This window comes from Aminobacter sp. MET-1 (assembly GCF_026521175.1).
Lineage (GTDB): Bacteria > Pseudomonadota > Alphaproteobacteria > Rhizobiales > Rhizobiaceae > Aminobacter.
In genome coordinates this window covers 103,996-125,339 of sequence record NZ_JAMSHL010000010.1, presented here as the reverse complement: position 1 = coordinate 125,339, position 21,344 = coordinate 103,996, and the positions used below count along the sequence as shown (strand labels likewise).

General features: G+C 64.2%; 18 protein-coding genes. 9 read left to right on the top strand and 9 right to left on the bottom strand.

The features are described 5' to 3' along the window. Positions 1-220: 220 nt before the first annotated feature. The 5 genes from NDO48_RS15925 to NDO48_RS15905 form a co-directional block, all read right to left on the bottom strand. Entirely contained in the window at positions 221-979 is a 759-nt protein-coding gene (locus NDO48_RS15925; RefSeq protein ID WP_267321772.1) for an ABC transporter ATP-binding protein, read from the bottom strand. After that, a complete protein-coding gene (locus tag NDO48_RS15920) occupies positions 976-1,917 on the bottom strand; it encodes an iron chelate uptake ABC transporter family permease subunit (RefSeq protein WP_018430772.1) in 942 nt (313 codons plus the stop codon). The genes NDO48_RS15925 and NDO48_RS15920 overlap by 4 nt, the downstream gene beginning before the upstream one ends. After that, entirely contained in the window at positions 1,910-2,875 is a 966-nt protein-coding gene (locus tag NDO48_RS15915; RefSeq protein WP_051092010.1) for an ABC transporter permease, read from the bottom strand. Before NDO48_RS15915 ends, NDO48_RS15920 begins: the two co-directional genes overlap by 8 nt. 20 nt (positions 2,876-2,895) lie before the next feature. After that, positions 2,896-3,801, bottom strand: coding sequence for a siderophore ABC transporter substrate-binding protein (locus NDO48_RS15910; protein WP_018430774.1), 906 nt, complete (start codon positions 3,799-3,801; stop codon positions 2,896-2,898). A gap of 160 nt (positions 3,802-3,961) precedes the next feature. After that, entirely contained in the window at positions 3,962-4,246 is a 285-nt protein-coding gene (locus tag NDO48_RS15905; protein WP_018430775.1) for a DUF2218 domain-containing protein, read from the bottom strand. A 331-nt stretch (positions 4,247-4,577) separates the two neighbouring features. Here NDO48_RS15905 and NDO48_RS15900 point away from each other — a divergent pair, with 331 nt between their 5' ends. The 9 genes from NDO48_RS15900 to NDO48_RS15860 all read left to right on the top strand — a co-directional run bounded on the left by NDO48_RS15900 (position 4,578) and on the right by NDO48_RS15860 (position 16,035). Beyond that, entirely contained in the window at positions 4,578-5,606 is a 1,029-nt protein-coding gene (locus NDO48_RS15900) for a substrate-binding domain-containing protein (protein WP_026227758.1), read from the top strand. Between the two features lie 90 nt (positions 5,607-5,696). Then, on the top strand, positions 5,697-7,232 hold the full coding sequence (locus tag NDO48_RS15895) for a sugar ABC transporter ATP-binding protein (RefSeq protein WP_018430777.1): 1,536 nt from the start codon (positions 5,697-5,699) through the stop codon (positions 7,230-7,232). Between the two features lie 19 nt (positions 7,233-7,251). Next, a complete protein-coding gene (locus NDO48_RS15890) occupies positions 7,252-8,238 on the top strand; it encodes an ABC transporter permease (RefSeq protein ID WP_018430778.1) in 987 nt (328 codons plus the stop codon). Positions 8,239-8,252: 14 nt separating this feature from the next. Further along, a complete protein-coding gene (locus NDO48_RS15885) occupies positions 8,253-9,233 on the top strand; it encodes a sugar-binding transcriptional regulator (RefSeq protein ID WP_026227759.1) in 981 nt (326 codons plus the stop codon). Then, positions 9,230-10,219: an aldo/keto reductase gene (locus NDO48_RS15880; RefSeq protein ID WP_018430780.1), complete on the top strand. Its 990-nt coding sequence runs from the start codon at positions 9,230-9,232 to the stop codon at positions 10,217-10,219. Before NDO48_RS15885 ends, NDO48_RS15880 begins: the two co-directional genes overlap by 4 nt. A gap of 21 nt (positions 10,220-10,240) precedes the next feature. Continuing rightward, entirely contained in the window at positions 10,241-11,968 is a 1,728-nt protein-coding gene (locus NDO48_RS15875; protein WP_018430781.1) for a glycerol-3-phosphate dehydrogenase/oxidase, read from the top strand. Continuing rightward, a complete protein-coding gene (locus tag NDO48_RS15870; protein WP_267321771.1) occupies positions 11,941-12,786 on the top strand; it encodes a class I fructose-bisphosphate aldolase in 846 nt (281 codons plus the stop codon). Before NDO48_RS15875 ends, NDO48_RS15870 begins: the two co-directional genes overlap by 28 nt. A 127-nt stretch (positions 12,787-12,913) precedes the next feature. Then, positions 12,914-14,428, top strand: a complete 1,515-nt coding sequence (locus NDO48_RS15865; protein ID WP_018430783.1) for an FGGY-family carbohydrate kinase — start codon at positions 12,914-12,916, stop codon at positions 14,426-14,428. Continuing rightward, positions 14,425-16,035, top strand: a complete 1,611-nt coding sequence (locus NDO48_RS15860; RefSeq protein WP_018430784.1) for a GMC family oxidoreductase — start codon at positions 14,425-14,427, stop codon at positions 16,033-16,035. The genes NDO48_RS15865 and NDO48_RS15860 overlap by 4 nt, the downstream gene beginning before the upstream one ends. Positions 16,036-16,074: 39 nt before the next feature. Here the strand turns inward: NDO48_RS15860 and NDO48_RS15855 are convergent, their stop codons facing one another. The 4 genes from NDO48_RS15855 to NDO48_RS15840 form a co-directional block, all read right to left on the bottom strand. After that, entirely contained in the window at positions 16,075-16,902 is an 828-nt protein-coding gene (locus NDO48_RS15855) for an HpcH/HpaI aldolase/citrate lyase family protein (protein ID WP_018430785.1), read from the bottom strand. After that, entirely contained in the window at positions 16,899-18,116 is a 1,218-nt protein-coding gene (locus NDO48_RS15850; protein WP_018430786.1) for a CaiB/BaiF CoA transferase family protein, read from the bottom strand. The genes NDO48_RS15855 and NDO48_RS15850 overlap by 4 nt, the downstream gene beginning before the upstream one ends. Further along, on the bottom strand, positions 18,113-19,168 hold the full coding sequence (locus NDO48_RS15845; RefSeq protein WP_018430787.1) for an ABC transporter ATP-binding protein: 1,056 nt from the start codon (positions 19,166-19,168) through the stop codon (positions 18,113-18,115). Before NDO48_RS15845 ends, NDO48_RS15850 begins: the two co-directional genes overlap by 4 nt. A 70-nt stretch (positions 19,169-19,238) precedes the next feature. After that, entirely contained in the window at positions 19,239-21,344 is a 2,106-nt protein-coding gene (locus tag NDO48_RS15840; RefSeq protein WP_018430788.1) for an ADP-ribosylglycohydrolase family protein, read from the bottom strand.

The window sequence follows — 21,344 nt, the reverse complement described above, 5'->3', positions numbered from 1 at the left end:
CAAGATGTGTCCTTGCCATCCCTACCCGAGGCGGGACCTTTGCCTTGGTCAGGGGACCGTGTCCAGTCCAATATCGAGGATGGGGGTGCTGTGAGGCAGCCGACCGCCAGAGAGGAGGGCGATGCCGGCGCTGGAAAAACCAGTGCTGCGCCGTCGGGAGAGGTGGCGCGCACGGCCTTGTCGCAGTTGCCGGTCTCCCTGACGAAGATCTGGGCCGTCTTTATCGGTGATGCAGCACCAGCGGCGTCGGGCCTATCTTGATGACCTCCATGCGGTAGCCGAACACCTCTTCGAGGATGTCAGGCTGCAGCACTTCGCTTGGCGCGCCGTCAGCAATCACGCGCCCGCCTTTCATGGCAACGATGCGGTCGGCATGGATGGCGGCGTGATTGATGTCGTGCAGGACGACGATCACGGTGCGTCTTTCGCGGTCGGTGGCGGAACGCAGGTCGCGCATCAGCTGGCGGGCGAACTGCATGTCGAGATTGTTGAGCGGCTCGTCCAGAAGCATGTAGTCGGTGCCCTGGCAGAAGGCCATGGCGACGAGCGCGCGCTGGCGCTGGCCACCGGAGAGATGATCGAGAAAGCGGTCGGCCAGGGGCACCAGGTCGAACTGTTCCAGTGCCGCCTCGATCAGCGCGCGGTCGCGCTCGTCGGCGCGGCCGCGATTGTGCGGGAAGCGGCCGAAGCCGACCAGCTCGCGCACCTTGAGGCGGCTTGCCACCGTTGGGTCCTGGCGAAGGATGGCGAGCTTCTGCGCCATCAGCCTTCCCGGAGTGGTGTCGACGGGCAGCCCGTCGACCGAGATCGAGCCGGTCTCCAGCGGCTGCAGCCGTGCGACCAGCGACAGCAGGCTCGATTTGCCGGCGCCATTGGGGCCGACCAGTGCCGTCAGCCCGCCCTTGGGCAGCGTCAGCGAGATATCGTGCAGCACCCTTGAGGTGCCGTGGTTCAAGGAAACGTTGTTGATCTCGATCATCGCCGGCTCACTGACCAAAGCATGCACAGGAAAACGATGCCGCCGACGAACTCGATGACGACGCCGAGCGTCGAAGCACCGCCGAGCCCGTGCTGCAGGATTGTCTGGCCGCCGAGCAGCACGACAACAGAAGTCAGCGTTGCTGCTGGTAGAAGCAGGCGGTGCCTGCGGCTGCCGACGATGCGCTCGGCCAGCGCCACCACCAACAGGCCAAGGAAGGCGACGGGGCCGACAAGCGCTGTCGACACCGCGACGAGCGCTGCCACCAGAAGCAGCAGGCCGGCCAGCGTCCTCGTCCAGTCGACGCCGAGTCCGATGGCGCTGTCGGCGCCCAAGGCTACGATGTCGAGCAGGTGGCGCTTGTGCCAGACGATGGCACTTGCTGCGAGCGTCACCACCAGACCGATCAGCACGAGGTCGGTGCGTACGGTGTTGAAGTCGACATAGCTTGCGCCTTGCGCAACCGCGAAGGCGTTGGGGTCGATGACGCGTGCCAACAGGCTGGCGAGGCTGCGGAACAACACGCCCATGACGACGCCTGCCAGCAGCAGCAGTCCCATGTCGTAGCGGCGGCGTAGCATCGGTACGAAGATTGCGAGCGCCAGGGCCATCATGACAGCGGTTTCAACGGCGAATTTTAGCCGCGGTTCAAGCGCCACGAACCCGGTGACGCCGAGCGCTGCGACCATGGCGATCTGGCCGAACATGTAGAGCGCATCGAGCCCCATGATCGAGGGCGTGAGGATGCGGTTGGCGGTGACGGTTTGGAAGACGACGGTCGAAACCGCGATCGCCACGCCGACTTGCGCAAGCGCCAGTAGCCTGACGGCACGCAGTTCGAGCGCGAACCAGATGCTGCCGCGCAGGCCGACGCCCATATAGGCGCAAGCTGCCAGCAGTGCCGCGCCGGCAAGAAACCACAGCCGCCGCTCAGCCATGGTCGGTCCGCCGAAAAAGAATCCAGAGGAACAGCCCGGCCCCGACGACGCCGAGCACGGTGCCGACGGGGATTTCGTAAGGGTAGCGGATGATGCGGCCGAGGATGTCGCAGCCGAGCACCAGGGTCGAGCCGGTGGCGGCGACCCACGGCAGGGCGGCGCGCAGATTGTCGCCCATCAGCCGCGATACGAGATTGGGTACGACCAGGCCGACGAAGGGGATCATGCCGACCACGACCACGCCGAGCGCCGAGATGATGGCGATCATCACCAGTCCGAGCTGGACGATGCGCTGGTAGTTCAATCCGAGGCCGGTGCTGATGTCCCGTCCCATTGAAGCAATGGTCAGCCTGTCGGCGATCCACCAGGCGAAGACGACGGCAGCGGCGACGAGCCACAACATTTCATAGCGGCCGCGCAGCACTCCCGAAAATTCGCCTTTGGTCCACACATCGACGAATTGCAGCAGATCGAACTGCCAGGCGATGAAGGTGACGGCGGCGCCGACGACACCGCCGAAGATCAACCCGAACAGTGGGATGAGGAAGGGCTGGGTCGGCGGAAGGCGATGCGCCATGGCGAGAAAGGCCGATGTGCCGGCAAGTGCCGCGCTGGCGGCCACGACAGTCTTCGTCGCGATGGAGGCGGCCGGAAAAAGGATGGTGACGGCAAGCACGCCGAGCGCCGCGCTCTGGTCGGTTCCTGTCGTCGTCGGCTCGACGAAACGGTTGCGCACCAGGATCTGCATGACCAGTCCGGCGATGGCGAGCCCGGCGCCGACGAGGATCGCCGCGAGCGTTCGCGGCAGGCGGCTCACCAGCAACAGCTGAAGTGCTGCAGAATCGACTGCAGCGCTTCGGATCGACAGGTCGTCGACGCCGATGCCAAGACTGAGCAGGAACAGCAGGACGAGGCTGGCGCCGACCGCAACACGTGCGGCCGGCAGGGTCTTCGGCATCACCGCGCCTCGGTCACTGATCACTGGGCCTTGGCGAAGGCCTGCTCGATGACCGAGAGCACGCGCTGCGTCGAGTTCACGCCGCCGGCGGCGATGTAGAAGTCGGCGGCCGGCAGGTAGATGACCTGCCCCTTTTCCCAGGCGGCGGTGCCGGCGACCAGCTCGTTGTCCAGGGTCGCCTTGGCACCCTGGTCGCTGGAGCCGATGGCAGCAGCGCGGTCGAGAACCAGCAGCCAGTCCGGATTGGCCTTGCTGATGAACTCGAACGAGACCGCCTCGCCATGGCCGGAAGCCTCGATGTTGGCGACAGCGGGCTCAAGGTCGAGCGCCTTGTGCACCCAGCCGAAGCGCGAGCCGGCGCCATAGGCGGTGATCTTGGGGCCGTTGGTCATGATGATCAGGGCCTTGCCCTTGCCCTTCACGGCCTGGCGCGCGGCCTCGACCGCCGCGTCCAGCTTCCCGGCGGCGGCAGCCGCCTCATCGGCCTTGCCGAAGATCTCGCCATAGGCGGCGAGTCGTTCCTTGGCCTGGCCGAGCAGGTCGTCGCCATCCATGGTCATGTCGATGGTGGGCGCCACCTTGGCCGTGGCCTCAGCCTTTGCCGACGAGCGGCCGCCGACCACCACGAGGTCTGGGGCCAGTTCGTTCAGTGCCTCAAGATCAGGCTCAAACAGCGTACCGATCTTTGCGGCATCCTTGTTGGCCTCGGTCAACTCTGGAACAAACAGCTTTTCGGGAACGCCTGAAGGCTTGATGCCGATGCTGGCCAGCGTGTCGATGGCGGCCATGTCATAGACGGCAACCTTTTGCGGCACCTTGTCGATGGTTTTCGGTCCGGCGGCCGTCGATACCTCCACCGCCAGGGCGGGGGTCGCGACCATGGCCAGCGCTGCGGCCATAGTGGCCAGCTTCCGAGCGAACTTCATGACTTGGCTCCGTATCTTATCGAAGGCTGAATAAACCTTCCTGTTTATCTCCAGTTTTCGCTTATCAGGATTTTTGCGGCGGCAACAAGCCCTCATGGCACTTGTTAGAGTTTTTGTGATTGCGCCGGAAAAGACACGGCCACGCCTCGCCTCTGCTGGGTCAGGCGCTCCATTCGGTGGACTTGTCGGCTTCGCGAAAGGCAAAACGGACGAGATGGTCGTCGATCACGGATTTGGCGCGGGCCAGTTGTTCGCCGTCGGGCGCGACCAGATGGATCGTCAGGCCGCTGTCATCGGCATCCATCACCGCCTTGGCGAACGGAAACAGGCATTCGGCATGGCGCTCGGAAAAGGTGACCTCGATCTTGTGGGCAAAATGCTTGCAGAGCTGGGTCATGTACTTCTGCCCGTGCTCGCTCTCGAACCGACCGGTTGTCTTGTGCATAGAATCTTTCCTCTAAAACTCAACTTATCGCACATAGGTACTCGCCGGGGTTCATTTGGCAATGGTTCAGTGCCGTTGGCCCGTGGCAGGCGTATACGGCACTTGCCTATTGCTCAGCGATCCGCTGCAATAAATTTCACCGAATGAACGATCCGACCGCTTGTCAGTCTGAAATATATTTCATATTGTGAATTTTATTGACAGCTGGACGCAAGGCTGCAATTCTCATTTCACCGGACTTCGGGAGGAAGTTCGGGCAATCAATCCATACGGCGCAGCATCTCCGGTGCTGGCGAAGGTTATTGATCTGGCTTCGGCCAAGGGAGGGAACTTGCGTAAATTTCTGAGCACTTTCGCGGCCGCGGCTGCGGTCTCGACCATTCTCGGGATGGGCCATGCCCAGTCGGCCGAGAACCCGTTCAAATGCGCGCCCGGCGAAAAATACGTCATGAACGTCATGGTGTCGGGCGTCGAATACTGGTTCCCGGTCTACGAGATGTTCAAGCAGGCCGGACAGCAGTTTGGCTGCGAGACCGCCTACACCGGCACGCCGGAATATGACGTCAACAAGCAGATCGCGACCTTCGACCAAGCGCTGGCCCAGAAGCCGGCCGGCATCCTGGTGCATCCGATGAACTCCGATCCTTTCATCGAGCCGATCAATCGCGCCATCGAGCAGGGCACCGCAGTCGTCACCTTCGCCGCCGACTCGCCCAATTCCAAGCGCGTCTCCTACATCACCTCCGACAACGTCGCCGAAGGCACCTATGCTGCCGATGCTGTAGCCAAGTCGATGAACGGCAAGGGCGAATACGCCGTGCTTGAGAATCCCGGCCAGGACAACCATGACAAGCGCGTCAACGCCTTCGTCGCCCGCATGGAGGCCAAGTGGCCGGACATGAAGCTGGTCGGCCGCGCTGCCTCGAACCAGGATCCGACCAAGGCCTACCAGGCTGTGCTCAGCCTCGCTCAGGCCCACCCCGACCTCGGCGCCGTGTTCATGCCGGAAGCCAATTCGGCGATCGGTGCTGCTCAGGCGGCCAAGGAAGGCGGCGGCAAGATCAAGGTGATGCTGGCCGACGTCAACGCCAAGATCCTCGACATGATCAAGGCCGGCGAGATCTTCGGTTCGGTCAACCCGAACCAGGGCATGCAGGGCTACATGGGCTTCATGCTCTTGTGGATGGCCAAGCATCCTGAGCTGATCGACCCGATGAACGACGCCAAGCGCTCGGGCTTCAATCCGATGAGCGTGCCTTTCGTCGACAACGGCTTCTCGATCGTGACCGCCGACAACGCCGACGACTTCTACTGGGACAAGTACCTCAAGCGTCGCGGCACCAAGGGCATCGAGGAATAGATTTCCCCGCCCTTTCATGCCTTGCTGAAGACAGCCGGGGCGCCTGCGCCCCGGTGCTCTCAGAACCCAAACCACAGCGAAAGTTGACAGATGTCGACGCCCATTCTCGAGATATCAGGAGTTTCGAAGTCGTTCGGCGCCATCAAAGCGCTGACCGGCATCGACTTCTCGCTGACGCCAGGCGAAGTGCATGCGCTGTGCGGCGAGAACGGTGCGGGCAAGTCGACACTGATGAACATCATCGCCGGCGTGCTGCAGCCTGACGAAGGCGTGATCCGCCTCGCCGGCGAGCGCACCGAGATCGCCAACCCAGCCGCTGCCCAGAAGCTCGGCATTGCGCTCGTGCATCAGGAGATCGCGCTCTGCCCCGATGCGACGGTTGCCGAGAACATCTTCATGTCGGCGATCAATGCCCGCCGCGCGCCGCTGATGAATTTCCAGCGCCTCAATGGCGAGGCGCAGAAGGTGATGGACCTGCTTGCGCCCATCCCGGTGCGCACCAAAGTCGGCGATCTCTCCATTTCCAATCAGCAGCTGGTCGAGATCGCCAAGGCGCTGACGCTCGACTGCCGCGTGCTGATCCTCGACGAACCGACGGCAGCCCTGACCGAGCCGGAAGCGCAGCGGCTGTTCGCGATTGTCCGCGAACTCAGGTCGCGCGGCATCTCCATCATCTATATCAGCCACCGCATGGCCGAGATCTTCTCGCTGTGCGACCGGGTGACGGTGTTCCGCGACGGCCGCTATGTCGCCACCGACGAGATCGCCGCGACCTCGCCCGACGAGGTGGTGCGCAGGATGGTCGGCCGCGAGATCGCCCAGCTCTACCCCGACAAGCTCGACCCAGATGAAATGCCTGGCGGCACCTTGCTCAAGGTGTCCGACCTGTCGGACGGTGCGCGCTGCTTCGGCGTCGGGCTGGAGCTTCGCGCCGGCGAAATTCTCGGCATAGGCGGCCTGATCGGATCGGGCCGCAGCGAAATGGCACAGACCATGTGCGGCCTGCGGAGATCGGTTTCGGGCGCGATCGAAATCGACGGCCAGCCAAGCAAGATTTCTTCCTATGCCGATGCGGTGAAGGCTGGCCTTGTCTATCTCTCCGAGGACCGCAAGGGCTCTGGCGTATTTCTCGACATGTCGATTGCCGCCAATGTCTCGGCGCTCGACCTCGGCAAGCTCACAGGCAAACTCGGCCTGCTCGACCGTCGGGCCGAAACCGCGCAGGCAACAGAGCTGGCGAAGCGGCTCGGCGTGCGCATGGCGGGCGTCGGCGCTGCCGTCTCGACGCTCAGCGGCGGCAACCAGCAGAAGGTGGCGATTGCCAAGCAGCTGTCGGTCGGCCCCAGGGTCATGATCATGGACGAGCCGACGCGCGGCATCGATGTCGGCGCCAAGGCCGAGATCCATCGCCTGCTGCGCGAGCTTGCCAGGCGCGGCGTCGGCGTCATCGTCATCTCCTCCGAGATGCCAGAACTCATTGGCCTGTGCGACCGCGTTCTGGTGGTGTGCGAAGGACGGATAGCAGGCGAACTCGCTGCCGACGAACTCGGCGAGGAAGCCATCATCATGCTCGCCTCCGGCGTGCAGCCAAACTCACAGAATGCCAGGGCTCAAAATGTCGCCTAGGGAAGCGGAAGCACCGATCATGACGGCTCAGATCAAGACCGAAAGCCAGGGCGCGCGCTGGAACCTTGCGCGGCTCGGCTCGATGCGCGAGGCAGGGCTGATCGTCATCATCCTGGCGCTGTGCATTGCCATGTCGTTCGCCTCGCCGCACTTCCTGACATGGGGCAACTTCCGCGCCATGCTGATGAGCTTCTCCATCGAGGGCATTGTCGTCGTCGGCATGACCATCCTGCTCATCGTCGGCGGCATCGACCTGTCAGTCGGCTCGGTCGTCGCCTTTTCGATGGTGGTGTCGGGTGCGCTATTTCTCGCAGGGCTCGATCCGTGGACCGCCAGCCTGATCGGCATCGCGGTCAGCGCACTGATCGGCGCGGTCATGGGCTTCTTCGTCACCGTGGTTGGGCTCAACCACTTCATCACTTCGCTCGCGGCAATGGTGATCGTGCGCGGCCTGTGCCTGATCGTCACCAAGGGCACGCCGCTGTCGCTGTTCACCTTGCCGCCGGCTTTCAAGGCGATTGGCCAAGGCAGCTTTCAGGGCGTTCCCTATGTCATCATCATCTTCGTGGTGGTGGTTGCGATCTTCGACTTTTTGCTGCGCCGGGCGACCGCTTTCCGCAAGGTTTTCTACACCGGCTCCAACGAGAAGGCGGCGCAGTATTCCGGCATCCGCACCAAGCAGGTGAAGTTCTGGGTCACGGTGCTGAGCTCGACGCTCGCAGGTTTCGCAGGTGTCATCTACATGTCCCGCTTCGGGGCGGCCACGCCCACCTTCGGTGCCGGCATGGAGCTCAACATCATTGCCGCAGCCGTCATCGGCGGAGCCTCGCTCAATGGCGGCTCGGGCACCATCTTCGGCGCGATCCTCGGCATGGCGCTGCTGTCTGTGGTCACCAGCTCGCTGATCCTGCTCGACATCTCGGTCTACTGGCAGGACATGATCAAGGGCTGCATCCTGCTCGCTGCCGTCTCCATCGATCACCTGCTTCACCGCAGGAAGGCATGAGCGGGAGGCGCATGATGGCAAATGGAAACTCACGCGACGAAATCGCCAGTGCTCGCCAGATGCACCAGGCGCTCGTGCTCCACTACATGGAAGGCAAGACCCAGGCTGAGATCGCCCACGAGCTGGGCATCTCGCATGCGACGGTCAACCGCCTGATCAAACGCGGCCACCAGATGGGGCTGGTCGAAATCAGGATCAAGTCGCCGATCGAACACCTCGTCGCCATCGAGGCGCGGCTGGTGGCGCTTGGCGGCCTCAAGCGCGCGGTGGTCGTGCCGTCGCTCGGCGACAATCCGCAGACAGCACTTCAGCGCGTCGGCGAAGCCGCAGCAACGCTGCTGCAAGACACGATCAAGGATGGCGACACCATCTCCATCACCGGTGGCAAGGGCGTCTCGGCCGTGGTCGCGGGCCTCAATGGCGGGCGGCAGGTCAAGGTCGAGGTCATTCCGGCGACCGGGCTCGTGCAGGGCAAGCACTACACCGACGTCAACCATGTGGCGTCGCTGATGGCCGACAAGCTCGGCGGCCGCGCCTTCCAGGTGCATGCGCCGCTGTTTGCCGACAGCCCCGAGCAGCGCAACATGCTGATGGGGGTCAGCTCCGTTTCCGACGTGTTCCGCAAGGCGCGCGAGGCCAATGTCGCGGTGGTTGGCATCGGCTCGATCCTGACCGACGACTCCAGCTATTACGACCTGCATCCCTCGTCGAGCACCGACCGCCAGGCCATCGAGCATTCGGGTGCGGCGGGCGAGCTTCTCGCCCATCTCGTCGATGCTCAGGGCAAGGTCTGCGACTACAGCCTCAACCGCTGCCTGGTGTCGCTGACCCTGGAAGAATTCGCCACCATCCCGCGCACCATCGGTGTTGCCAGCGGCACAAGCAAGGTCGCGCCGATCCTGAGCGCCATGCGTGGCAACCACCTTGAAACCATCGTCACCGACGAAGCCACGGCCCTTCAGGTCCTGGAACTCGCCGAAGGAAAGAGACCATGAGCCAGCTTGTTCGCAACATCGGTCGATCGGGCATCGCCGCATCCGGCGTCGGCCTCGGCACCTGGGCCATCGGCGGCTGGATGTGGGGCGGCACCGACGAGGATGCCTCGATTGCCGCGATCCAGGCGTCCATCGATGCCGGCGTGTCGCTGATCGACACGGCACCTGCCTACGGCCTCGGCCGCAGCGAGGAGATTGTCGGCAAGGCGATTCGTGGGCGCCGCGACAAGGTCGTCATCGCCACCAAATGCGGGCTCAACTGGCATTCCGGCAAAGGCAAGCACTTCTTCGACCAGGACGGACTGCCCGTTCATCGTTATCTCGGCGCCGACGGCATCGCCCATGAGATCGAGCAGAGCCTGCGACGCCTCGGCACCGACCATATCGATCTCTACATCACCCACTGGCAGGACCCGACGACGCCTGTTGCCGAGACGATGGACACTCTGTTGCGGCTCAAGCGGCAAGGCAAAATCGGCGCCATCGGCGCAAGCAATGTCAATGCCGACGAGCTGAATGCCTATGTCGAAGCGGGCCAGCTCGACGCCATCCAGGAGCGCTACTCGATGCTCGACCGCGAGATCGAGGACACGCTGCTACCGATCACGCGGGCCAATGATGTCGCCACGCTCAGCTACTCGTCGCTGGCGCTCGGCCTGCTCTCGGGCGCCATCGACCCGTCGAGAAAGTTCGAAGGCGACGACCAGCGCAAGGACAATCCGCGCTTCTCCGAGGTCAACCGGCAGAAGGTTGCCGCGCTCAAGGCGGCCATTGCGCCCGTCATCGACCGGCACCGGGCGAGCATGGCGCAGGTGGTGATCGCCTGGACGCTGGCCCAGCCCGGAATCACATTTGCGCTCTGTGGCGCTCGCAATCCGGCGCAAGCCCTTGATAACGCGCGGGCCGGCCAGATCAGGCTCGATGCCGACGATCTGACAGCCCTCGACACCGCCATTTCCAGGCATCTCGTCGCGATGGACGCCTGACCGAAGGAAGCGCTCCGCACCATGAACCGCAGCGAAACCATAGCCGGCCTCAAGGGCCGGAACGGCCCTGCCGTGCTCGTGATCGGGGGCGGCATCAACGGCATCAGCTTGTTCCGCGAGCTGGCGCTGCAGGGTGTCGACGTGCTCCTGGCCGACAAGGGCGACTATTGCTCGGGGGCGAGTGCCGCTCTGTCGCGCATGGTGCATGGCGGCTTGCGTTATCTAGAGAACGGCGAGTTCAAGCTGGTGCGGGAGTCGCTGCTGGAGCGCGACAGGCTGCTCAAGAACGCCCCGCATTTCGTCGCCCCGCTGCCGACGACGGTGCCGATCTTCGATCTCTTCTCGGGCATCACCAACGGTGCCTTCCGCTTTCTCGGCCTGACCCGAAGGCCAAGCCGTCGCGGTGCTGTCGTCATTAAGGCGGGGCTCGCCGTCTATGACGTCCTGACTGCCAGCCGCCAGCTGATGCCGAAGCACATCTTCCGCAGCCGGGCCGAAACACTGAAGACCTGGCCGGCGATCAATCCCGATATCCGCAACTCCGCGACCTACTATGACGCCTGGGTCAGCCGGCCCGAGCGGCTGGGCGTTGAAATGCTGAACGACGCGCTCGTCGCCAATCCTTCTGCAGCTGCGTTGAACCATGCGCAGGTCAGCGGTGACGCCGACGGGGTGATGCTCACCGACACGCTGACCGGCGAGACGATGCGGCTGAAGCCGCAGCTGATCGTCAACGCCACCGGCGGCTGGATCGACCTGACAAACGCTGGCCTTGGCACCTCCGTACCCAGAATGATGGGCGGCACCAAGGGCTCGCACCTGATCGTCGCCAATCGCGAGCTGCACGACGCGCTCTCGGGCCACATGATCTATTACGAGAACGAGGACGGTCGCATCTGCATCCTGTTCCCCTATCTCGGCAATGTGCTTGTTGGCTCGACGGATATCCGTGTCGACGATCCGGACGAGGTGCGCTGCGAGGCCGACGAGCGCGATTACATTCTTCAGTCGCTCGCCTTCGTTTTCCCCCATCTGCGCATCGCACCTGAAGAGATCGTCTTCCAGTTCGCCGGTGTACGCCCGCTGCCGGTCAGCGACGATAGCTTCACCGGCCGAATCCCGCGCGATCATTTCTGTGAAGCGGTTCCAGCGAGCGGCGCCGTGCCGGAGATGCTGTGCATGATCGGCGGCAAGTGGACCACGTTCCGCTCCTTCGGCGCGCTGGCCGCCGACATGGCGCTGGAGAGGCTCGGCATGAAACGGGCCAGGGATACCGAGGAACTTGCCATCGGCGGCGGCAGGGATTTCCCTGCTGATGTCGAACGCTGGCTGATCGAACAGGCAGCCATTTCAGGACTGCCCCGTGCCCGCATCCGCGAGTTGTTCGAGCGTTATGGCACGGACGCGGCAACGATTGCCGAAGCGCTCGGCGATGACACGATGTTGCTAGGCTGCCGCTACTCCATTGCCGAGCTCGCCCATCTGATCGCGCATGAACATGTCGAGAAGCTCGACGATCTGCTGCTGCGGCGCACGACAATCGGCGTGACCGGCAAGCTCTCGTCCGGGCTCATCGAGCAGGCGCTCGACATCTTGGCTGGGGCCAAGGGGTGGGATGAACAGCGTAGCGCCCGCGAGCGCCAGGAATTTCTCGCCCTGCTGGAAAGCCGGCACGGGCTCGACGCCACCAAACTCTCAGCAAGATCCGAAAGGAGCGCTCAATGCGCATCAGCCCTAAAGTCCGCATGAACCGTCTGTTCGCCAACGGTCGCTGTCTCGACGTTGCCATCGACCATGGCGTCTGCAACGAGCCATCCTTCCTTGACGGGCTGGAAGACGTGGCTGGTGTGGTCGACCAACTGGCCGCGGCGCGTCCCGATGCCATCCAGATGAATTTCGGCCAGGCCGATCTGCTGCAGGAGCGCGCGGGCAAGGACAAGCCGGCGCTGGTCATGCGCATCGACATGGGCAACCCCTACAACAAGACCCGCCACCGCGACATGTGGTCGGTGCTGCAGAACGAGCACGAACCTCTGATTGGCGCGCTGGCGATGGATGCTGCCTGCGTTGTGGTCAACCTGTTCATGCTTCCCGACGAGCCCGACCTGTTTCGACAGTGTGTGCAGAACATCGCGCGTGTCCGCGCCGACTGTGACAAATACGGCATGCCGTTGATGATCGAACCGCTGGCGATGCTGCCAAATTCGGAGCGCGGCGGCTACATGGTCGACGGCGATGCCGAGAAGATCGTGACGCTGACGCGGCTGGCTCGCGAGATGGGCGCCGACATCGTCAAGGCCGACCCGACCACGGAGGCTGGCGATTTCTACCGGGTGGTCGAAGCGGCGCGCTGCCCGGTGCTGGTGCGGGGCGGCGGCAAGGAGGACCTGCGGACCGTATTCGACAAGTCGGCGGCACTGATGGCGCAGGGCGCGCATGGCATGGTCTATGGCCGCAACGTTTACCAGCATGCCAATCCGCGCGCGGTCGTGGCGGGCCTGATGGCGATCATCCACGAGGGAGCCGACGGTGCAACAGCCTGGGACCGGTACAGCCGGTCGAACTAGGGCATTTGCTCGACGCAGCGTCCCGCAAGCTGCGAACCGGTCGTGCGGGCACATGCGATCAAACAAGACAGAGCCTAATTCCCATTCGATGCGAATGGGATAGGCTCCAAGGCCTTGGGAGGGGCTTATGGGAGGATATATTCTCGGCCTCGATGCCGGCAACACCGTCATCAAGGCCGTGCTGTTCGACCTTGAAGGGCGTGAGCTGGCACTTGCCGCCAAGGACGGCCGGTCGTGCATGCCGAAAGCAGGTCATGTCGAGCGCGACCTGGGCGAGCTGTGGCGCAATGCCGTCGAGGTCATCGGACAGTGCATCGAACGGTCGGGTGTCGATGCCGCAGACATCCTCGCCGTCGGTTGCGCCGGCCATGGAAACGGGCTCTATGCGCTCGACCGTGACGGCGAGCCGCTTGTCGGCATCCAGTCGCTCGACACACGCGGCGCAGCACTTGTGTCGGAATGGCAGAAGCAGGGCGTCGGCGAACGCACCTATCCGCATTGCCTTCAAAAGCCGTGGGCGGCGCAGACGCCGACGCTGCTCGCCTGGCTGAAACGCCACGATCCGGCGCTTTATGGGCGCATCGGTACTGTGTTCCTGTGCAAGGATTTCGTCGTCAACCGGCTGACCGGCGCGCGCTCGTCCGACACCACCGACATGTCGGGATGCGGACTGCTATCGATGCCGGGCCGCCGCTATGAAGGTGAGTTGCTTGCCGCCTACGGGCTCGAGGACTGCGCGCCGCTGTTGCCGCCGGTGCTGGAATCGGCCGAGATCGCCGGGCGCATTTCACCTGAAGTTGCGCGCCTGACCGGGCTTGCCGAGGGAACATCTGTCATTGCCGGGCTCTTCGACGTGGTTGCCAGCGCCGTAGGCTCCGGCGTCACCCGCACCGGCGCTGCCTCGATCATCGCCGGTACCTGGAGCATCAACCAGGTCATCACCAACGAGCCGATCCGCGACCCCAGCATCTTCATGCTTTCGACCTACGATCCCGAGCGCTATCTGGCGATCGAATCCAGCGCCACCTCCGCCGCCAATCTCGAATGGATCGTGCGGGAGTTCTTCGAGCACGAACACGAAACCGGCCGTTCGCCCTTCGAGGTCTGCGGCGAGCTGGTCGCTTCGATCGATCCGACGAGTGATGTGCCGATCTACCATCCTTATCTCTATGGCGCCCAGACCAACGGCCAGGCGCGTGCCGGCTTCTACGGCATCGCCGGCTGGCACAGCCGTGCCCATCTGCTTAGAGCGCTGTTCGAGGGCGTGGCGTTCGAACACCGACGTCATGTCGAGACGTTGCGGGCAGCGGGTGCTACGCTCGACGAGGCGGTGCTGTCGGGGGGCGGCTCGCGCAGCGCCATTTGGCCGCAGATCTTCGCCGACGTGCTGGGCCTGCCGGTAACGGTGGCGCGCAGCCGCGAGACAGGCGCACTGGGTGCTGCCATTGCCGCCGCCACCGGCGTCGGTGTCTTCAAGGACTTCGCCGACGGTGCATCTGCAATGACGGCGGCGGCGCGCCACTATGAGCCCAATTGCGAGCTGGCGCAGGCCTATGGACGGCGCTACCGGCTTTATGGCGAAATCAATAAGGCGATGGGCCCATTGTGGCAGAGCATGGCGAGCGAACAGGTCGGGGCATGACCGATACAAGCGATTTCGGCACCTATGACTTCGTCGTGGTCGGCGCCGGCTCGGCCGGCTGCGTGCTGGCCAACCGCCTGTCCGCTGATCCTGGAAATCGCGTGCTTTTGCTCGAAGCCGGCGGCAGCGACCGCTATCACTGGATCGATATTCCCATCGGCTATCTCTACTGCATGGGCAATCCGCGCACCGACTGGCTGATGAAGACCGAGGCCGAGGCGGGCCTCAACGGTCGGGCGCTCAACTATCCCAGGGGTAAGGTTCTGGGCGGCTGCTCGTCAATCAACGGCATGATCTACATGCGCGGCCAGGCCGCCGACTATGATGGCTGGCGCCAGGCCGGCAATGTCGGCTGGGGCTGGGACGACGTTCTGCCCTATTTCCTCAAGTCGGAGGACTATCATGGTGCGGCGCCATCCGGACACGGCAAAGGCGGCGAGTGGCGGGTCGAACGCCAGCGCCTGTCCTGGCCGATCCTCGATGCCTTCCGCGATGCCGCCGAGGAGATCGGCGTTCCGCGTACCGATGACTTCAACCAGGGCACCAATGAAGGTTCCGGCTATTTCGAAGTGAACCAGAAGAAGGGCGTGCGCTGGAACACCTCCAAGGCGTTCCTCAGGCCGATCCTCAACCGGCCCAATCTGCGCGTCGTCACCGGCGCCGAGACAGAACGGCTGGTGCTCGATGGGCGGCAGGTGCGCGGTGTGGTCTTCCGCTTCGATGGCAAGCTGTTTGAGGCGAAGGCCGGGGAGACGATCCTTGCCGCAGGCGCGATCAATTCGCCGAAAATCATGGAGCTGTCGGGCATCGGTCGGCCCGATGTGGTCTCCGCGCTCGGCATCGATGTGGCGCACCGGCTCGACGGCGTAGGCGAGGGGCTGCAGGATCATCTGCAGATCCGCACCGTCTTCAAGGTGAGCAATGCCGCGACGCTCAACCAGCGCTACCACAATCTGTTCAGCCGCGCGGCAATGGGCATCGAATATGCGCTCAGGCGCTCCGGCCCGCTGTCGATGGCGCCCAGCCAGCTCGGCATCTTCGCCCGCAGCGATCCGCGCCTCGAGACGCCCGACCTCGAATACCACGTCCAGCCGCTCAGCACCGACAAGCTCGGCGAGCCGCTGCACCGCTTCCCGGCGGTTACCGTTTCGGTTTGTAATTTGAGGCCGGAAAGCCGGGGCACGGTGCATGCCGTGTCGGCCAATCCGCGCGTGGCGGCCGCCATCAGGCCCAATTACCTTTCAACGGAAGGCGACCGCGATGTCGCCATCGCTTCCATCCGCCATGTGCGCAAGCTGATGTCGACTGCGGCCATCAAGCGCTTTTTGCCGGAAGAGATATTGCCCGGGCCGGCAGTCGCGAGCGACGCCGATGTGCTGCGCAAGGTCGGCGACATCGCCACCACGATCTTCCATCCGGTCGGCACCTGCAAGATGGGCTCGGATCCCATGTCGGTGGTCGATGCGCGGCTCAGGGTTCACGGACTGACCGGCCTGCGCGTCGTCGATGCCTCGATCATGCCGTCGATCGTCTCGGGCAACACCAATTCGCCTGTCATCATGATCGCGGAGAAGGCGTCCGAGATGATTTTGGCGGATGCTGCATGAAACTGCGCGACGGGTCTGACAACCCCTGGGCGCGCTGCTCTAAGCCCTGTCCAGGATCGTCCGGGCGCGGGCAATGACGGGTGCATCGACCATCTTGCCGTCGAGTGCGAAAGCACCGCGGCCTTCGCTTTTTGCGGCCTCGGCGGCAGTCGCGAGCCGCTGGGCCCAGTCGAGCTCGGTTTCGGTCGGGGAAAAGCCGGCGTTCAGCAGCGGCACCGCGGACGGATGCACACAGGTTGCGCCGTCGAAGCCGAAGGCCTTTGCCTCAGCTGTGGCTGACCTGATTCCGTCGAGGTCGGTGTAGTCGGCAACGCTGCGCAAGAGCCCGAACGACTGCTTGCCGCATGCCTTTGCGGCCATGTGCAGAAGTTGCTTGGGCAGGCGCAGCACCTCGGGCGTGGGCTCGGCGCCCATTGCGGTGGCATAGTCCTCGCCGCCGAGCGCCAGCCCCATGACACGCGGATGTGCGCCAAGCGAACGGGCATCGAGCGCCGCGCCTGGGTCCTCCACAAGGCCGATGAACAGCGTCGGCTCGCGTTCGATCGAGGCGAGCAGCGTCGCCAACTGGTCGAGTTCCTCAGGTGCCGACAGCTTTGGAATCATCAGGCCGGTCACGCCGGCCCGGCAGGCGGCAGCGGCATCGTCGAACCGCAGTTCGGCGGGCGCGTTGATGCGCACGAAAACCGCGGCGCCTGCTTGTCCGACCTGCCTGACTGAGGCGGCAAGGTTTTCGCGCGCCGAAATCTTGGCGTCTTGCGGCACCGAGTCCTCGAGATCGAGGATGATGGCGTCGGCGCCCCGCTCATGCGCCTTGGCGACGAACCGCTCGGCATGAGCCGGCACATAGAGCAGGGAGCGCAGCCTCATCTGCCGGCTCCCGCGACGATTTTCGCAACTGCCTCGGGCGAGACGCCGACCTCCTCGAGCACTTCAGACGTGTGCTCGCCGAGCCCCGGCGCCGGGCGACGGAAGGTTCCCGGTGTCGCCGACAGACGCGGCACGATGTTATGCATCGGCAGCGCGCCATGGTCGGCGTCGTCGAGCGAAACGATCACCTCGCGCTCGGCGAAATGCGGGTCGCCGGCAGCGTCGGCGATACTGTAGATCGGCCCGACGGTGGCGCCGCTGTCACGCATGATGGCGAGCGCTTCGTCATGCGAACGGGTCGCGAACCAGGCGCCGATGGCGTCGTCGACCAGTTCGCGATGCCTGAGGCGCTCGCTGTTGGTGACAAAGCGCGGATCCGTGTTCATGTCGGCCCGGCCGATGATCTCGAAGATGCGGCGCGCCACTGCCGGCGTCGAGCCGGACAGGGCGACATATTTGCCGTCGGCGCAGCGATAGACGTTGCGCGGGCTGGCCGTGTTCGAGGCACTGCCGACACGCTCCTTGACCTTGCCGGTCAGCGCATGGATGCCGGCCTCGGGGCCGAGCACCGAAAAGATAGGCTCGAGCAGCGACAGGTCGACGACCTGGCCGCGCGACTTGCCCTTTTGGCGGGCAAAGAGCGCGGTTGCCGTCGCCGACATGCCATAGATGCCGGCAATCATGTCGGCGAGCGCCAGGGGTGGCAGCACCGGTTCACGATCAGGGAATCCGGTTCGATAGGCGTAGCCGCTCATACCTTCGACGATGGTGCCGAAGCCGGGGAGTTCGGCATAGGGCCCAGTCTGGCCGAAGCCGGAAATGCGCACGACCACAAGATCGGGATTGCGCTCAAGCAGCAGGTCCGGGCCAAGACCCATCTGCTCCAGCGTTCCCGGGCGGTAGTTTTCGATCAGCACGTCAGCACTGTCGATCAACGTCCACAGCGCCTCGCGGTCGGCGTCCTCGCGCAGGTTGAGCACCACCGAGCGCTTGTTGCGGCCATAGGTCTTCCAGAAGATCGACAGGCCGTCTTCTTTCCATTCGCGCAGTGGATCGCCGGCCGGCGGTTCGATCTTGATGACGTCGGCGCCAAAATCGGCAAGCTGCAGCGACAGCATGTTGCCGGCGACCAGTCGCGACAGGTCAAGCACCTTGATGCCTTCAAGCGGTCCCTCGGCGGCCGGGTCCCAATGCATGCGGGCAAAGCCGGTCATTGAAGGCGTCCGCCGGTCTGCTTGTCGAACAACAGCACCTTGGCCGGGTCGAAGCCGAGCCCGACAGGCTGGCCGGCCTGCAAGGGTGTTGCATCGCTCAGCACCATGGAGATGTCGTTGGCGCCGATGCGCAGCAGCACTTCCTGTGCGTCGCCCGTCGGTTCGACCAGGACGACCTCGGCGGCAACACCGTCATCGGCGAGGCCGATATGCTGGGGGCGAATGCCGTAGACGACCTTGCGACCCCGCGCGAGGCCGACACCGGCGGGCAGGGGCAGCGTGGCGCCGTCGGCAAGCCGCAGGTCTTGGCCGTCGACTTCGCCGGACAGCAGATTGATCTCGGGCGAGCCGATGAAGCCGGCAACAAAGAGGTTGTGCGGGTTGCGATAGAGCTCGAGCGGCGGGCCCATCTGCTCGATCCTGCCGCCGTTCAGCACCACGATCTTGTCGGCCATGGTCATGGCCTCGGTCTGGTCGTGGGTGACGTAGATGGTGGTTTTGCCGAGACGCTGATGCAGCTTCTTGATCTCGCCACGCATTTTGACGCGCAGCTTGGCGTCGAGATTGGACAAGGGCTCGTCGAACAGGAAGGCTCTGGGATCGCGCACGATGGCGCGACCCATCGCGACGCGCTGGCGCTGGCCGCCCGACAGCTCGCGCGGCAGCCGGTCGAGCAGGTTTTCGAGCCCGAGGATTTCGGCTGCCTCGGCAACGCGCTGTCGGATCTCGACCTTGGACACGCCGCCGAGTTTGAGCGCGAAGCTCATATTGTCGGCGACCTTCATATGCGGGTAGAGCGCATAGTTCTGGAACACCATGGCCAGGTCGCGTTCCTTGGCCGGCATGTCGTTGACGATCCTGCCGCCGATGGTGATTTCGCCGGAGCTGATATCCTCAAGCCCGGCGATCATCCTGAGCAGCGTCGATTTTCCGCAACCCGACGGGCCGACCAGAACAACGAACTCGCCGCTGCCCATGTCGAGCGAAATGTCGTCGAGCACCGGCACGCTGCCATAGCTCTTGCCGACGTTCCTGAGTTCGATTTCAGACATATTCCTCCCTTTCGATAGGCCCTTGCCGGTCCCCGCTCCCGTCGCCAGACCAGGAGCGGGGACCACACCGTCAGGCCGTCTCGATGATCTCGACCGTTCCCACGCTCATGCGGCCGAGCGCGCCCAGGCGCAGGCCGGCCATGCCGTAGGTGTACTCGTCGTCCTTCGCCTCGATGAGCGTCTTGCCGTCGATAGCAAAGGACAGCGTGTCGCCGGTCGCCGAAAACGCGAAGGCATAGTTCTTGCCGAGCTCGCGGTTGAACGGCGCGCGGGCGAGAACGGTCGTGCCGAAGTCCTCCTTGAGGATCACCACGTCGCTGCCGTCGAAGCCGGCGGCATAGAACCGGCTGGTGCCCTGGACACGTGCCGTGACCAGCTGCGAGCCACCGGCCAAAGGCTGGATGTCGGCCACGACCTTGACGTCGCGGGCATAATAATGGCCCGCCCACATGTCGGCGTCGTTTGGCGTATGGGCATGGATGCGGCCGTTCTGCAGCGTCCAGTGACCGCGGTTCCAGGTGAAGCGAGAGATCGCACCCCATTCCTGCACCTCGGTGCGCGGATCGATGACGGAGTGGCCGGCACCTTCGACCTTGAAGTCGGCAAGGAACAGGCGGCCCAGGAACTTCACCCGGCCGAAATACTCGACCTGGATGCCGATCTCGTCGATGGCTTCGAGCCCTTCCGGCACGGTGAACTCATAGTCCTGCCAGGCTTCGTGATTGGGCACGTGCCAGCCGCCGATCTCTTCGATGGTGCCCGACATGGCGCGGCGGACATAAGGCGCGACGCGCAGGTTGCCGTCGCCGTTCCACGGATCGAGCCAGAGCTTGAACGACACCTTCTGACCGGCATCGACCAGCGGAGTGAACATCGGCCGATAGCGTTCGTCGTCGAAATCTTCGCGACGGTAGAACGGCTTCCAGAAGATGCGGCCGCCCTGGCCGCGCTCCAGCCGGTCGAGCTGGATTTCGAGCGAGCCGCGTGAGCCCTCGACGTGCCTTTCGGTCGAGGCCTTGGCGCTGACCTGATTGAAGCCGGCGGTGCGGAAGGCGTGGGTGGCGCCGGGAAGGTCGAAGTCGAAGCGCACGCCGCGGCGGGTGAAGTCCTCGAGCCACAGAGCCGGCACCTCGTCGCCGCGCAGTTGCAGCGCAAGCACTGTCAGTTCGCGGGCAAAGGACGGAATGTCGACGATGTTGAGCGAGCCGACGACGCCCGAGGCGATGACGAAATCGTTGATCGGCTTGCGGTACTTGTCCCAGCCGGGCTGCACGCCCTGGAAGGTGCCGACGATGGCGCCCGCATTGCCGGCGTTGCAGTCGGTATCCCAGCCGGCCATGGTGGCGATCTCGGCGGTACGCGGCAGGTCGCCCTCGCCATAGAGGATCGCCATCACGGTCACGCCCGCATTGGGGATGATGTGGCAGACGCCGGGATAGCGGTCGTAGCCCCACTCGGCAGTCAGCATGTCGCGGCAGGCACGCCAGTTATCAGGATTGGCCTTGTGGAAAGCGATCACCGCGTTGGCCACGCGGGCATAGGTCGAGCGCGGATCGATGGTTGCAAGGGCCGCCGCAACGATCTCGTCGATGGAGGTTGCCTCGAAGGCCTTGGCGATGGCTGCGGCGCAGAAGCGCGCGCCATTCAGGCCATCGCCGTCATGGGCGACGGATGCCGCGCGCGCCGAGGCGTCGGCGGCCTTCTGTGGCTCGCCCGGATGCACCCAGCCCCAGCTGTCGATGAAGATCTGGCCGCCGATCTGCTCGGCGATGGTGCTGCCGTTCTGGGCGATGGAGCCCGACTGCGGGGCAGGAATGCCGGCGCGCAGGTTGCGATAAGCGGTGTGTTCGGTGGAGACGCCGAAGCCGCCCCACCAGTACATGCCGTGCTCTTCTGCGGCATAGTTGACCCAGGTCTTGCCGACATGCTCGGCGGTGGCGCCCAGACCGTAGTCGCGCAGCGCGCGGATGAAATAGACCGGCCCGTTGGTGTCGTCGTCGGCGGCGAAATTCTTGAAATCGCGCAGGTACTGGGTGACCTCGCCATAAGTCTTCTGGACGCGCTCATAGCTCCAGATCGTCGGTTCGACCGGTGCGCCAAGGCGAACGCCAATGGCCTTGCCGATGAAGCCGGCATAGATCTTTTCGTAAATCGTCTCTTTGGTGAGCTTGGGCAT

What these genes read in the sequence shown, in the direction of transcription:
- NDO48_RS15925 (WP_267321772.1), bottom strand. Translation starts at nt 979, where the DNA reads ATGATCGAGATCAACAACGTTTCCTTGAACCACGGCACCTCAAGGGTG.
- NDO48_RS15920 (WP_018430772.1), bottom strand. Translation starts at nt 1,917, where the DNA reads ATGGCTGAGCGGCGGCTGTGGTTTCTTGCCGGCGCGGCACTGCTGGCA.
- NDO48_RS15915 (WP_051092010.1), bottom strand. Translation starts at nt 2,875, where the DNA reads ATGCCGAAGACCCTGCCGGCCGCACGTGTTGCGGTCGGCGCCAGCCTC.
- NDO48_RS15910 (WP_018430774.1), bottom strand. Translation starts at nt 3,801, where the DNA reads ATGAAGTTCGCTCGGAAGCTGGCCACTATGGCCGCAGCGCTGGCCATG.
- NDO48_RS15905 (WP_018430775.1), bottom strand. Translation starts at nt 4,246, where the DNA reads ATGCACAAGACAACCGGTCGGTTCGAGAGCGAGCACGGGCAGAAGTAC.
- NDO48_RS15895 (WP_018430777.1), top strand. Translation starts at nt 5,697, where the DNA reads ATGTCGACGCCCATTCTCGAGATATCAGGAGTTTCGAAGTCGTTCGGC.
- NDO48_RS15890 (WP_018430778.1), top strand. Translation starts at nt 7,252, where the DNA reads ATGACGGCTCAGATCAAGACCGAAAGCCAGGGCGCGCGCTGGAACCTT.
- NDO48_RS15885 (WP_026227759.1), top strand. Translation starts at nt 8,253, where the DNA reads ATGGCAAATGGAAACTCACGCGACGAAATCGCCAGTGCTCGCCAGATG.
- NDO48_RS15880 (WP_018430780.1), top strand. Translation starts at nt 9,230, where the DNA reads ATGAGCCAGCTTGTTCGCAACATCGGTCGATCGGGCATCGCCGCATCC.
- NDO48_RS15875 (WP_018430781.1), top strand. Translation starts at nt 10,241, where the DNA reads ATGAACCGCAGCGAAACCATAGCCGGCCTCAAGGGCCGGAACGGCCCT.
- NDO48_RS15870 (WP_267321771.1), top strand. Translation starts at nt 11,941, where the DNA reads ATGCGCATCAGCCCTAAAGTCCGCATGAACCGTCTGTTCGCCAACGGT.
- NDO48_RS15865 (WP_018430783.1), top strand. Translation starts at nt 12,914, where the DNA reads ATGGGAGGATATATTCTCGGCCTCGATGCCGGCAACACCGTCATCAAG.
- NDO48_RS15860 (WP_018430784.1), top strand. Translation starts at nt 14,425, where the DNA reads ATGACCGATACAAGCGATTTCGGCACCTATGACTTCGTCGTGGTCGGC.
- NDO48_RS15855 (WP_018430785.1), bottom strand. Translation starts at nt 16,902, where the DNA reads ATGAGGCTGCGCTCCCTGCTCTATGTGCCGGCTCATGCCGAGCGGTTC.
- NDO48_RS15850 (WP_018430786.1), bottom strand. Translation starts at nt 18,116, where the DNA reads ATGACCGGCTTTGCCCGCATGCATTGGGACCCGGCCGCCGAGGGACCG.
- NDO48_RS15845 (WP_018430787.1), bottom strand. Translation starts at nt 19,168, where the DNA reads ATGTCTGAAATCGAACTCAGGAACGTCGGCAAGAGCTATGGCAGCGTG.
- NDO48_RS15840 (WP_018430788.1), bottom strand. Translation starts at nt 21,344, where the DNA reads ATGCCCAAGCTCACCAAAGAGACGATTTACGAAAAGATCTATGCCGGC.